The 12,918-nt window shown below is 67.6% G+C and carries 12 protein-coding genes; 5 read left to right on the top strand and 7 right to left on the bottom strand.

Features of this window, described 5'->3' with window-relative positions; genetic code table 11:
* Nucleotides 1–2 precede the first annotated feature (2 nt).
* Nucleotides 3–917: a hypothetical protein gene (locus FGL98_RS18205; RefSeq protein WP_146319113.1), complete on the top strand. Its 915-nt coding sequence runs from the start codon at nt 3–5 to the stop codon at nt 915–917.
* A 5-nt stretch (nt 918–922) separates the two neighbouring features.
* Nucleotides 923–1,783 (top strand): hypothetical protein, encoded by an 861-nt coding sequence (locus FGL98_RS18200; RefSeq protein WP_222432247.1) that lies wholly within the window; start codon nt 923–925, stop codon nt 1,781–1,783.
* Here the strand turns inward: FGL98_RS18200 and FGL98_RS18195 are convergent.
* Nucleotides 1,764–2,072, bottom strand: a complete 309-nt coding sequence (locus FGL98_RS18195) for a DUF4333 domain-containing protein (RefSeq protein WP_186526244.1) — start codon at nt 2,070–2,072, stop codon at nt 1,764–1,766. The genes FGL98_RS18200 and FGL98_RS18195 overlap by 20 nt on opposite strands.
* A 628-nt stretch (nt 2,073–2,700) precedes the next feature.
* Complete coding sequence (locus FGL98_RS18190; protein ID WP_146319107.1) at nt 2,701–4,143, bottom strand: APC family permease; 1,443 nt, start codon at nt 4,141–4,143, stop codon at nt 2,701–2,703.
* Nucleotides 4,144–4,250: 107 nt separating this feature from the next.
* On the opposite strand from FGL98_RS18190, the gene FGL98_RS18185 reads away from it, so the two are divergent.
* Nucleotides 4,251–5,417, top strand: a complete 1,167-nt coding sequence (locus tag FGL98_RS18185; protein ID WP_186526243.1) for an SIS domain-containing protein — start codon at nt 4,251–4,253, stop codon at nt 5,415–5,417.
* A 13-nt stretch (nt 5,418–5,430) separates the two neighbouring features.
* Here FGL98_RS18185 and FGL98_RS18180 read toward each other — a convergent pair whose 3' ends face one another.
* The 5 genes from FGL98_RS18180 to FGL98_RS18160 all read right to left on the bottom strand — a co-directional run bounded on the left by FGL98_RS18180 (nt 5,431) and on the right by FGL98_RS18160 (nt 11,342).
* Nucleotides 5,431–6,981, bottom strand: a complete 1,551-nt coding sequence (locus tag FGL98_RS18180; RefSeq protein ID WP_146319103.1) for a class I adenylate-forming enzyme family protein — start codon at nt 6,979–6,981, stop codon at nt 5,431–5,433.
* Between the two features lie 190 nt (nt 6,982–7,171).
* Nucleotides 7,172–7,615 carry an OsmC family peroxiredoxin gene (locus tag FGL98_RS18175; protein ID WP_146319101.1) on the bottom strand — a complete coding sequence of 148 codons (444 nt, stop codon included), beginning with the start codon at nt 7,613–7,615 and terminating at the stop codon, nt 7,172–7,174.
* A gap of 249 nt (nt 7,616–7,864) precedes the next feature.
* Entirely contained in the window at nt 7,865–9,199 is a 1,335-nt protein-coding gene (locus tag FGL98_RS18170) for a dihydrolipoamide acetyltransferase family protein (protein ID WP_146319100.1), read from the bottom strand.
* Nucleotides 9,196–10,212, bottom strand: a complete 1,017-nt coding sequence (locus tag FGL98_RS18165; RefSeq protein ID WP_146319098.1) for an alpha-ketoacid dehydrogenase subunit beta — start codon at nt 10,210–10,212, stop codon at nt 9,196–9,198. Before FGL98_RS18165 ends, FGL98_RS18170 begins: the two co-directional genes overlap by 4 nt.
* Nucleotides 10,209–11,342: a thiamine pyrophosphate-dependent dehydrogenase E1 component subunit alpha gene (locus FGL98_RS18160; protein ID WP_246136629.1), complete on the bottom strand. Its 1,134-nt coding sequence runs from the start codon at nt 11,340–11,342 to the stop codon at nt 10,209–10,211. The genes FGL98_RS18165 and FGL98_RS18160 overlap by 4 nt, the downstream gene beginning before the upstream one ends.
* Nucleotides 11,343–11,420: 78 nt before the next feature.
* On the opposite strand from FGL98_RS18160, the gene FGL98_RS18155 reads away from it, so the two are divergent.
* On the top strand, nt 11,421–11,957 hold the full coding sequence (locus FGL98_RS18155) for an Lrp/AsnC family transcriptional regulator (RefSeq protein WP_146319094.1): 537 nt from the start codon (nt 11,421–11,423) through the stop codon (nt 11,955–11,957).
* Nucleotides 11,954–12,340 carry an ankyrin repeat domain-containing protein gene (locus FGL98_RS18150; protein WP_146319092.1) on the top strand — a complete coding sequence of 129 codons (387 nt, stop codon included), beginning with the start codon at nt 11,954–11,956 and terminating at the stop codon, nt 12,338–12,340. The genes FGL98_RS18155 and FGL98_RS18150 overlap by 4 nt, the downstream gene beginning before the upstream one ends.
* Nucleotides 12,341–12,918: the final 578 nt, after the last annotated feature.

The raw sequence follows: 12,918 nt of genomic DNA, 5'->3' as shown, positions 1-12,918 counted from the left end.
CTATGACTGATGTCGGCGTGCGCTCTGAGAGCCGCATCAGGCTACCGAGCAGCATGGCCGGCCGGTCGGTGCGCGCGAGCGTGGCGTGGATCGTCACGGTGATGCTCGTGCTGCCGCTGTTCTGGTGGACGGCGAGCCTGATCGCCAGAGGCTGGATCCCCCAGGGCGACCAGGCGCTGATCGCGATCGGCTCGCACGACGTGTTCAGCACGCACCCGCCGTTGCTCGGCATGCGGTCGACCAGCTCTCTCACGGCACCGGGTGTCTACGCCCACCACCCCGGGCCGCTGCAGTTCTACGTGCTGGCGTTGCCCTATCTGCTCACGGCCTATCACCCGTTCGGGATCCTGCTCGGCTGTCTGGCCACCACCTTGGCCTTCGTCGCCCTGGCCCTGCACTCCGCCCACCGTGCCGCCGCGCTGCCGGGGCTCCTGGTTGCGACGGGTGTCATCGCGGTCCTGGAGCTCCAGTTCGGTGAGGAGTTGGTGCTGCCCCTGAACATGTGGCCGCCGATCATCGGCCTGGTGGCGGTGCAGATGCTCGGCTGGCGGCTGTTCCTCGGGCAGTTGTCCGCCCTGCCCTGGTATGCGGTCTGTGCGAGCTACGTCGCCCAGGTCCACATCGAGTTTGCTCCTGTGGTCGGGCTGCTGACGGTCGCCCTGCTGCTGACCGGCCTGGTGCGGTGGCGCCGACGTCGTGGCGCGTTCTGGCCGCTGCCGGGGTTCCGGCGGCAGAGCGAGGCCCCGAGGTGGCGTCGGCACGGGTGGGTCACGAGCGCCCTGGTGCTTGTCTGCTGGTTCCCGGTGCTGGTCGATCTGGTCAAGGACAGTCCGTCGAACGCCACGGAGCTGCTTCGGATGGCGACCACCCCGTCGCCCAAGAGCGTCGGTCTGGGGTTTCGTGGCTGCACTTCCTGACCCTCGTGACACCGGTGGGTGGGCAGGTGACGGTTGCCGGGCTGCTCGTCGGTGCCGTGACGGTGTTGGTGGCCGTGGCGGCCGTGGTTCAGCTGATCGCGTGCCGCGTCCGGCATCGGCACAACGAGGACCGCACGGGCTCGCCGATCCTCCAGCTGTATGCGGTGTGCGTCCTGACTTGCGTCCCGGTGATCTGGATGGGCTCGCACATCGATGACGGTCTGCGGATGCTCTATCTGAGCCTGATGTGGGCAGCCCCGATGCTGCTGCTCGGCACCACGTGGTGGTGGGTGTGCGCGACGGTGCGGACACTCAGCCCACAGGCCCTGAGCCGCGGGCTGCAGGGACTGCGGCGGCGACTGTCCCTGTGCTGGTGGGTCGTGCCACCCGCGGTGGTGGCAGCGCTGTTCGCGGGCGTCACCATCTGGCATACCGCACCCTCCGGGGACGACCCCGACGGCCGCGGGCCGGTCGCGCAGGCGCGGTCGATGGTGCCGAGCATGGTCACGGCGCTCGACAGGCCCGGCTTGCAGGGCCGGCCGGTGGTCGTGAAGTGGTCCGGTGTCCAGTCCTGGGCGAGCGTCGGACCGGCGTTGGAGTCCGCGCTCATCGCGCGCGGAAGGCACGTCTATTACGACGTGGTGTGGCCATATCCCGAGTACGACGAGTTCCGGCGGGTGGCACACGCGCCGAACGGCGCGGTCGTCGTGAGCCTGCGGGAGCGGTCGGGGCCGGGCGCCGCCTGGTCTTTGACCGACGCCCCACCGGCGTCCAAGATCCTCACGTTCGCGGAGACTGCGGGAGACGGAAGCGGTCAGCTGCAGATGCTGATCCTCAAGGCGCCGTTCAGCCGACCGACGCCTTGATGGTGTAGAGCACCTTCGAGCCGTCGACCTTGGTGACCACGGCACTGAAGGTCCGCTTGGTGCCGTCGATCGTGGTCGTGCAGCTGGTGCTCGCACCCTTCTTGGCCTTCAGGTCGCCGGCACACTTCACGGCGCCGATCTTGTGCCCGGACAACGTGGAGCCGAGCTTGCTCTTGATTGCCTTCTCGATGTCGTTCTTCTGGACCGAGGAGGAGCACCCGGAGACGCCGAGGGCAAGCACGGCCGCGGCCGTCAGACAGGTCGCAGCGCGGCGAGCGGGGTGGTTCATTGATGGTCTCCACTTCTTTCTGCTCTCGCAGATGGTACGCGGCGACGCTCCTGGGCGCGAAGTCGTGCCACTCACCATGAGTGGTCACAGATGCCCGGTCTATCGATGGTCAGGCCGTGCATCTGCGACCACTGGATGCTCATGATGGCTAAGTCACCACGGCAGTCCGGCCGCCGTTGGCCGGGCCCGATGAGTTCCGCGAAAGGGGAGGCGGCCGCTGGCGCAGCTGACCTCGATGGTCCGGGCGGACGTCCCGGTCGAGCAGTCGGGCCAGGGATCGGCGACCCAGAGCACCGTGCGTCAGGTGGGGTCGGCGATGGGCTCGGCGCTCTCCGGCGCGCTCTTGTCGGTCGGCCTGGGCATCTACCTGGCCACCGGCACGCCCTACGACCAGTCGGCCGGCAGCACCCTGCAGGTCCTGCGTGCAGGGGGTGGACACGATGCCCTGGTTGCCGAGCTCAGCGGACAGTTCGCCGACGGCACTCGGGTTGCCCTGTTCGGATCGGTGGTATTCCTGCTCCTGGGGCTGGTGGGCGCGGTCCAGGTGCTACGGACCTCGCAGGTGGCAGGCAGGTCGCTGTCCGAAGCGACCATTCGGCTGCTCGCTGACCTCGGCCCCACATGGCTCCTATCGGGCGGCCACCGGGACGGGGGCGTCATCGGCAAGCCGGGTGCCCATGTCGCCGATCTGATGGCCGCGCGCCAGCGCCCAAAAGAACGCGATCGCGTATGCCGCGATGACGGCGATGCCGAACCAGTTGTAGGGCGGCGCCTGACTGGGTAGCACGGATTCATAGAGCGGATAGCCGAACGCGATCACGCCCAGGATCGGCACGGCGAAGTGGCGGATCCAGCTGAACTCGTCGCGATGCTGGCGCCAGAAGTAGGGGATCGTGGCGATGTTGGTGACGATGAAGACCACCATGAACAGGTCGGTAGCAAGCGTGGCGGTGTAGTTGAAGGCGTTGCCTGCACCGACGAGGCCGCCGACGATCAGGGTCGCGATCATGGCCAGGACGATAGGGATGCTGATCGCCGCCCATGGGGTGCGGCGAACCGGCAGCACCCTGGTCATCAGCTCGGGAAAGAGCCCGTCACGGGCGCTGTTGAACAGCACTCGGGAGCCGGCGTTGCCGGTCCCGAAGAGCACGCCTACCGCGCTGGTGAACGCCGCGAAGTAGAGCAGGTACTGCAACGGACTCGCGGCGGCAATGGTCGCGCCGAGGAACGGGAACTCCGCGCCGGCGAGCCTACTGGGACTTCCGTGCAGACCGACCACCATCGCCCAGGCCATGAACAGGTAGATGAAGAATGCCGCACCGGTGGCCGCCCAGATTGCGCGGGGCAGCGCCCGGCGGGGATTGCGGGCCTCTTCGGCCAGTGGCGACGAACCGCTCGCCCCGAGGAAGAGGAAGATGGCAAGCACGAATCCCAGGCCGAAGCCGGACGCTCCGTTCTTGATATTTGCCGGGTTGAAGCCGGCGCCGTTGATGTGGCCCCACGACGTGACCAGCATCGCGATGGCGCAGACGAAGAGCAGCGTTGCCTCGATCGCGAACAAGGAGACCGCGGCCAGCACGGAGATCTTCACGCCCCGCAGCAGGAGCGCCATGACGATGGCCTCGAGCACGAGCGCGGCGACCCACCAGGGCAGGTCGAAACTGAACGAGCGCTGCACAACCGTGTTGACCCACACCCCGATCTGAAAGAACACCGCGGTGTAGAAGACGAACATCGCCAGTAGGTATCCACCGGCTATCGTCGCGCCGGTACGCGGACCGAACGCCCGTGCGCAGTAGGTCGCGTAGAAACCGGCGCTCGGGGATACGCGGGAGAACTCGGCGGTCGAGTTGACGTGGCAGGCAAAGCCAATCGTCGCGATCAGGATGACGAAGGGGGTGCCGACACCGGCGGCCCCGACGATGGCCGCGAAGACGAAGACCGAGGCGATCGCCGGCGCGACCTCGGCGATATTGTTCGCGACCAGTTCCGGAATGGACAGTGTGCCCGTTGCCAGTCCAGCGGGGTTCTGCGCCGCGCCGGAGTGATTCGCATGCCTGGGAAAAGCCATGGTTGTCGCCTCCAGCGGAATCCTACCGCTGAGGGGCGAGATCTACCATGGTCAGAGAAGCGCCGCGGTGCCCCGCGACGGATGGGTGTCTGAAAGGGGCCACACAGATGTCATCGACCGAGCACGGCGAATGGTACGTCGCGGGAGCCTATCCCGAGCTGCGCGCGCAGCCACCGTGGGTGATGGAGGAGATGATCGCTGCGCAGACCACCCTGCCTGGCCGACTCGCCGAGGTCGAGCAGGCGGCGCCGCAGGTGGCGGAAGCGCTCCGGGACGCGGTGGAGCGAGGAGTGCCCGTGGTCGTCACGGGTATGGGAACTGCGGGGCATGCAGCGCGTGCTACCGCCCAGATACTGAATGACGCCATCAGTGAATCGACCGACACGGCAGGGATAGTCGAGTTCCGAGATGCGTCGGAACAGTCCGCGCTGCCGCGCCGTGGCGGTCTGTGCCTGGCGATCTCGCATGGCGGGATGTCCAAATCGACCGTTGCCGCACTGCGGGCAGCGGACGCATCGGGAGCTCGCACTGCGGTGATCACTGCGAGCCCTGGCACGCCGGCGGCGCGAGCAGCTCAGACGGTGCTGTGCACTCCGATCCAGGACGCATCGTATTGTCACACGGTGGGCTACCTGTCGCCGATGCTCGGGGCGATGTGCATTGCGTCCTCCTATCGCGGTGAGTCCTTCCCGGTTGCCGGGGTGGCTGCGTATCTGAAGTCGCTCGATGAAATAGCCTCTGCCGCAACCAGGATGGGCGCAGCACTGCACGGCGTTCGGCAGGTGATCGCCGCCGGAAGTCTGCATGATGCGGTGAGCGCAAGGGAACTCTCCCTCAAGATCTCGGAGGGCGCCCGCCTTCCTACCTGTGCGCTCGGTGTCGAGGACGTGTTGCATGGCTATCTGGCGGGACACGACGATGACTCTGCTCTGGTGGTGTTCGCCACCAGCGGGCCGGGCGATGACAGCTGCGTGCGCACGGCCGGCAACCTGCTGCGGGCCTCCCAGCGAATTGGGCTGCGGGCCGGCGCAATTGTGAGTGAGCGGTTGAGCGGCGCGATCGAGCAGTCCACCGTCAGCGCCGGGTCGGTGGTTCTCCCCGGTGCGGACCTGCCTCAGTGCTGGGCGTCGTTGCTCGGGTCGGCGCTGGCACTTCAATATGTGACTGTCGGGCTGGTGCGCGCGCGGCAGGTCAACCCGGACCTGATTCGTCGGGAGGAGCAGCCCTATCGCGAGGCAATCCCGCTCGGCGACACCAAGGTTTCCCGGGGCTGACACCGAGGCGGGTTCAGCGTAGGCGCTCGCCCCAGTCCGTCAGTGTGCGCAGGGGTCCCTTGAGGATCTTGCCGCCGGGATTGCGAGGCAGCGGGTCGCTGCTCACGATGATGTACTGCGGGATCTTGAAGTCCGCGATCCTGCCGTCGAGGTAGGCCGTGATCGCGGCGGGATCGGCGGACTGGCCCGGCGGGGACACGATCACCGCCCCGACCGCTTCGCCCAGTCGTTCGTTCGGCACGGCGACAACGGCGGCCTCGAAGACTCCGGGGGCACCGGCGAGGGCGTTCTCCACCTCGACGCTGTAGACGTTCTCGCCACCACGGTTGATGACATCCTTGGCTCGGTCGACGATGTAGACCAGACCTTCACTCGACACCCGAGCAACGTCACCGGTGCGCAGCCAGCCATCGACGAACGCGTCTCTGGTCCGCTCCGGCTTGTTCCAGTATCCGGTGGTGATGTTGGGCCCGCGCACCAGCAGTTCTCCCACCCCGGTGGCCGGATCCATCAGGTAGAGCGCCAGGTCGATCACCGGCACCTGGAAGCCGACGGAGTCGGCGTGCTCGGCGGCATACTCGTCCGGCAGGGCGGTCAGCAGTGAGGCCGTCTCGGTCATGCCGAACCCGTTGGTGACTGTGGACTGGGAAAAGGCCGCCTTGATGCGGTGGACCAGATCTGGCGAGATCGGCGCGCCACCGTAGCCGCAGCCCTGGACACTGGAGACGTCTGCGTCGGGAAAGCTCGGATGGTTCAGCATCATCGCGTAGATGGCAGGAACGGTGACCAGGACCGAGATCTGCTCAGTCTCAATTGTTTTGATCAGCAGGGCAATGTCGAGCTGCGGCATGATGACACTGCAGCCGCCGCAGTACAGCGCCGTGAGCAGCTGGCTGTTGCAGCCGGTCACGTGGAAGAGCGGCACGGAGATGAGCGTGCGGAGGTCGGGCCCGAGCACGGTCCGATCGCGCGTCGAGCTCTCGCAGTTGCTGAGGAACGCCTCGTGGGTGGTCAGCGCGCCCTTCGGCCGGCCGGTGGTGCCCGAGGTGTAGAAGATCGCGGCAACGTCGCTCGACGCCGGCTCGACGCAGAACGGATCGCCTTCGGGCAGTGACTGACCCGCTCGTTGGACATAGGCCGCGCCGCAGTCGGCCAGCACGTATTCCACCTCGGGTGGCGCGAAGCGGGTGTTCACCGGCACGGCGATGGCTCCCGCGGCGATCGCCCCGAGGAACGCGAGCACCCAGTCGACGCCAGCGGCGCTCAGGATCGCGACCCGGTCGCCGGGACGGATGCCCTGGTCCCGCATACCTCCGGCGACTCGGGTTGCCCGGTCCCACAGCTGGGCGTAGGTCACCCGCTCGCCGCCCAGCTCGACGACTGCCTCGTCCTCGGCGCTGTCACCGGTGGCGCGGTCGCGCAACATCTGCACCAGCGACTGCGGGAGCCCGGTGTAGTGCAGCAGTCCGTCCTCGCGGCGGACTACGTCATCAGCGGTGTAGCGAGGATCGTCGAGCGGGGGAATCGGCGTAATGCCGGCTCCCGCTAGCGGTGGAACGCTCATGAGTCTCCGATCGGGTATGCCTGGACGTCGCGGCGGTGCGTTACCACCCGTCGTACCAGAGAAGACCGGCCCGGATGGCGAGAACGACGAACAATCGAACAGCCCCGTCCCCTGCTCTCCCCTGCCGGGGGTGTCAGGAGGTGGTGAGCAGCTCGGTTGCGTCGGCTGCGCTATTCGGATCAGCTGACATTCAGCTGGTCTCGAGCGATGCGTCGACGGTGATCTTGGCGCCCGCGAACAGCCGCGAGACCGGGCAGAGGGCCGCCGCCTGCTCGGCGATCGGTGCGAACTCCTCGCTGGTCAGTCCACCGATCTGCGCCTTGGCCACGATGTGCGACGTCGTGATCGTCGGCTTGCCGTCCACCTCGTCGAGGGTGACGGTGGCCGAGACGGCCAGGCGCTGTGCCTCCTTCTTGTGCTCGGCCAGGGTCGCCCCGAGCGCCATGGCGAAGCAGGAGGAATGCGCGGCCGCGAGCAGTTCCTCCGGGCTGGTCTTGCCACCCGGCGCCTCGGTCCGGGCCGCCCAGGTCACGTCGAGCGTGCCGAGGGCACCGCTGCCGGAGGTCACCGATCCGTGGCCGGAGGCGAGCGGTCCGTCCCAGATGGTCTGCGCGTTGCGGTCTGCGATGCTCATGGTGGTGCTCCTCGTTGTCGGCGTGTTTCGTGTCCTAATTTATCTGGCACGCCTCGTTAAAAACAGGGACTTGCACAGATCGCGCAGCATGCGCGGGCGGTGTTCGGCCAGGAGCAGTTCAGTCCATGGGGTTCAGTGCGCGAGCAAGCGCCGCGAGTGGTCACAGATGCAGGGTCTGCCGATGGTCGGGGCGGGTGTCTATAACCACTCGACACGGGTCACGCCGCGCGGGGGTGCACGGCTGCTGCATCAGAGGTTGCCCAGCATTCGCACGGGCTGCTCGACGCAGTCGGCGACGAAGCGTAGGAAGCCACCTGCCACGCCGCCGTCACAGACGCGGTGGTCGAACGTGAAGGACAGTTGGGTGACCTTGCGCACCGCCAACCCGCCGTCGACGACCCACGGCTTGTCGATGATGCGGCCGACGCCGAGCATCGCGGCCTCGGGGTGGTTGATGATCGGGGTGGATCCATCGACTCCGAATACGCCGTAGTTGTTGAGCGTGAACGTGCCGCCGGTCAGCTGCGCCGGAGACAGGGCGTCCTCGCGTGCCCGTGCGGTCAGCTCACGCAGCGCGCTCGAGAGCTCGCGGGTCGGCATCCGGCCCCCATCCCGCACCACCGGCACCACCAGACCACGCGGTGACTGTGCGGCAAAGCCGAGGTTGATGTCGCGATGCCGCACGATCTCGTTGTGCGTGGTGTCGACCGAGGAGTTGAGCTCGGGGAATCGCTGCAGGCCCGCGACACAGATGCGCGCCAGCAGCCCGAGCAGGCTCACGTCGTGCGCAGCGTCGCGCAGAGCCTCGCGAGCCGCCATCAGCCCGGTGGCATCCACGTCGACCCAGGTGGTCGCGTCGGGGATCTCGCGGCGTGAGGTGCTGAGCTTTTCGGCGACCATGCGGCGCACGCCGGTCATCGGGATCCGCTCCTCGCTCTCGGCAGGCGCCGCGGAGATCGTGGGCGCCGCAGCGGCCGCCTCGATGTGTGCGCGACGGATCACGCCGTCGTCGCCTGCCGTGACTGCATGCAGGTCGACGCCGCGCTCCCGTGCAAGCTGCCGCACGATCGGTGAGATCACCCTCGGGGCGTATACCGGTCGGCCGGGGGTGCCTCCCGAGCGCGGCGCAGCGTCGCCGCCGGTAGCCGATCCGTTCGTGGTCGGGTGCTCCTTGAGGGATGCGGTGGGGCGGACCCTGCGGCGACGAGCGCCTTCGCCGGCGCGTCCCGTGCCGTAGCCGATGAGCACAGCACCGGAGCCTTCGCCGGGATATGTATCTGCTGTGCCTCCCGCAGCCGGTTCCGGTGAGTCCGCTGCGGATCCGGTGCGCTCGCCTCCGATCGTGATCAGCGGTGAACCGACCTCGACCACGTCGCCCTCCTTGCCGTGCCGCGTCACGACCGTCCCGGCATACGGGCAGGGCACCTCGACGCTGGCCTTGGCGGTCTCGACGACGACGACGTGCTGGTCGATGACGACGTGCTCACCGTCGGCGACGAGCCACTCGGTGATCTCGGCCTCGGTCAGACCCTCACCGAGGTCGGGCAGCTTGAAGACCTGCTCGCCCTTCACTGCGGTGCTCATGCTGCGCCTCCGTGACTCGGGGCGAACGTCAGGTCGGGGGTGTCGTCCCACTGCAGGCGTGCGATCGCGTCGAGGATGCGGTCCACCCCGGGTAGGTAGGTGCGCTCCAGCATCGGTGCGGGATAGGGAGTTTCGAGGCCACTGACCCGCAGCACGGGTGCCGAGAGGGAGTGGAAGCAGCGTTCGGTGACACGCGCGGCCACCTCGCCCGAGACGCCGGCGAAACCCTGCGCCTCGGACACGACGACACAGCGTCCGGTGCGGCGGACGGACTCGACCACCGTTTCGTCGTCGAACGGGCTGATCGTGCGCAGGTCGACGACCTCGACGTCCCAGCCCTCCTCGGTCGCCGCTTCGGCGGCCTTGAGCGCGGTGGGCACCGAGGGTCCGTAGGTCACCAGCGTGGCGTCCTTACCCGGTCGTCGGATGGCAGCCTTGCCGAACGGCTCCTGCTTGCAGGGCAACTCGACCTCCTGCTTCGACCAGTAGAGCGCCTTGGGCTCCATGAAGATCACCGGATCCGGGTCGGCGATAGCCTCCCGCAGCAGACTGTAGGCATCTGCGGAGTTGGACGGCGTGACGACCTTGAGGCCCGCAGTGTGCGCGTAGTAGCCCTCGGACGAGTCGCAGTGGTGCTCGACACCACCAATGCCCCCGGCATACGGGATGCGAATAACCATGGGCAGATTGACTTTGCCACCGGTGCGGTTGCGCATCTTGGCGACGTGCGAGGTGATCTGCTCGAAGGCCGGGTAGGCGAAGGCGTCGAACTGCATCTCGACGACCGGCTTGTACCCGGTCAGGCACATGCCGAGCGCGAACCCGACGATGCCGGCCTCGGCGAGTGGGGTGTCGAAGCACCGCTGCTCACCGAACTCCTGTGTCAGGCCGTCGGTGATGCGGAAGACCCCGCCCAGCGTGCCGACGTCCTCGCCGAAGACCAGCACGTCGTCGTCGGCTCGGATGCTGTCGCGCAGTGCCTGGTTGAGGGCCTTGCTCATGGTGACACTCATGACTGATCCTCCATCTCGGCGTCAGCAGCGAGCTCCGCTGCGACCATGCGGCGGGCGTCTTCGAGTTGCGGGGTGCGCTGCTCGAAGACGTTGTCGAACAACGACATCGGATCGGCCTGCGGGTCGACGTTCATCCGGTCGCGCAGGTCGCTGGCGAGGGTCTCGGCTTCGGCGTGGGTGGCCGAGACCAGGTCGTCGTTCAGCGCACCGTGGGCCTTCAGCCAGGTCTCTACCCGCGCGATCGGGTCACGCTCCAGCCACGCCGTCACCTCGTCGGACGAGCGGTAACGAGAGGCATCGTCCGCATTCGTATGGGCGTCGAGCCGGTAGGTGTGCGCCTCGATGAGGAACGGTCCGTGGCCCGCGCGGCAGTGCTCGAGGGCCACGTCCATCACGGCCAGCACGGCGGCCGGGTCGTTGCCGTCGACCTGCTCGCTCGCCACGCCATACCCGATCCCTTTGTAGGCCAGGGCCGGTGCCTTCGTCTGCTTCGAGAGCGGCACGCTGATCGCGTACTTGTTGTTCTGCACGAAGAAGATCGCCGGTGCCTCGAAGACTGCGGCGAAGTTGAGGGCCTCGTGGAAGTCGCCCTCACTGGTGGCCCCGTCGCCGATGAAGGCCAGCGCGACGTTGTCGGTGCCGCGGCGCTTCTCGCCGTAGGCGGCTCCGGCGGCGTGGATCAGCTGGGTCGACAGCGGCGTGCACTGCGGGGCGGTCTTGTGCGCCTTCGGGTCGTAGCCGCAGTGCTGGTCGCCGCGCAGCAGGGAGAGGACCTCGACCGGGTCGATGCCGCGGGTGACCAGCGCCATCGACTCGCGGTAGGTCGGGAAGACCCAGTCATTGCCCGTCACCGAAAGCGTGGCCCCGACCTGGCACGCCTCCTGGCCGCGTGAGCTTGGGTAGACCGCGAGGCGGCCCTGCTTGGTGAGCGCAGTGGCCTGGATGTCGAACCGGCGACCGATCACCATCGCGCGCCATACCTCGCGGAGCCGCTCGGGGGGCGGCATGAGGTAGGGCCGGCGGGTGCCTTCTTGCGGTACCTCCGTGCCGGTCGGATCGAGCAGTTGCACCGGGTTGGGGGAGGGCAGCAGGTGGGCTGCAAGGTCCGGAGTCACGGCTGTGGTCTGCATCACAACATTGTCGGATGGAGAGGCCAGTTGGCTCAATCTGGCGCAGGTATGCGAGACGGTTGGTGTCATACTGAGCTCATGACCGGCCAGTCGTCTCACTCCACCTCGTCAGATGCCGTTCCCGCTGGACAGGTTGCCGGGCCACTGGACGCGGTCGACCGGCGCATCCTGGGCGAGCTGGTGAGGGATGCGCGGCTGTCCGTGCGAGCCCTGTCGGAGCGGTTGCACCTGTCGCGGGCCAATGCGTATGCGCGGATCGACCGGTTGACCCGAGATGGGGTGATCGCGGGGTTCGCCGCGCGGGTGGTGCCGGAGCGTGCGGGGCTGACGACGACGGCATACATCGCCATCACCATCGAGCAGAACACCTGGCGCGACGTGTCGGCCGCCCTGGCGCAGTTGGACTACATCGACAACATCGCGCTGCTCGGTTCCGACTTCGACGTGCTGGTGCAGGCGCATGCGCCGGACAATCAGACGCTGCGCACGCTGGTGCTGGAGCGCATCCAGGCGATCCCCGGTGTCAAGGGCACGCGCACCTGGTTGGCCTTCGAGGAGATCCGCGGTGCCGGCACTCCGTGGGACGGCCCTGCTACTCGACAAGGAGCCCCATGACCGACGAGCCTTCCGCACACGACGCACAGCTGATCAAGGTTGCCCAGGCGTGCCTGGACTTTGCCCGAGACGGTGACACTGCCCGCATCTGTGCGTATGCCGATCGCGGCGTTCCAGTCGACCTCGCGGACTCCCGGGGCAACACGCTGCTGATGCTCGCGGCCTACCACGGGCATACCGACACCGTGTGCGGTCTGATCGAACGGGGCGCAGAGGTGAACCGCCCGAATGACCGCGGTCAGACCCCGGTTGCCGGTGCGATCTTCAAGGGCGAGGACGACGTGGTGCGTGCACTTGTCGCGGCGGGTGCGGACCTGGAGGCCGGTAGTCCCACGGGCCGTGCGACCGCCAGCATGTTCGGCCGCGAGGATCTGCTGAGCTGAAGCGCTGTGCAATGGCGCCGCCAGATCCGAGGTGCTAGCTGAGGACCGGATCGACATCCCATGACACGCAACGGGTCGTGACTCGATGGCCGGGTTGCGGGCGGACTTCTCCCCTGGAGGTTCAGGCGCTTTGCGCCTGCTCGGGTGGTGCGCCGGGTCCGTGGGTCAACGGGTCGTTCGGAGGTAGAGGCTGGGTGGGCATCCGTCCGGGTACCAGGTCCTAAGTCACGTCGGTGTCGCTGATCCAGGGGGTAGCCCTTTGGAGTGCACGATGCCATGATGGCGACTACATAACAGGGACTCGTTGGCGAGGTCACTGTGTCCGCCCACTCACCACCGGATGCTGTGGTGGGCCTCGCGCCATGGTGCGGGCCGGTCACAACCCGCCCCGCCGCTTCGCTCCGTGCGGGCGGTACCCCCATTTCCCGGGAAGGTGCATCCGCGGTCCCGTTTCACGATCGGCATGCGGAGCATGCCACAAGGCGATCGGCATGCGGAGCATGCCACAAGGCGATCGGCATGCGGAGCATGCCACAAGGCGATCGGCATGCGGAGCATGCCACAAGGCGATCGGCATG

The organism is Leekyejoonella antrihumi (assembly GCF_007845645.1).
Taxonomy (GTDB): domain Bacteria; phylum Actinomycetota; class Actinomycetes; order Actinomycetales; family Dermatophilaceae; genus Leekyejoonella; species Leekyejoonella antrihumi.
Note: the sequence above shows the minus strand (reverse complement) of the source record. Positions and strands in the feature narration are given on the sequence as shown.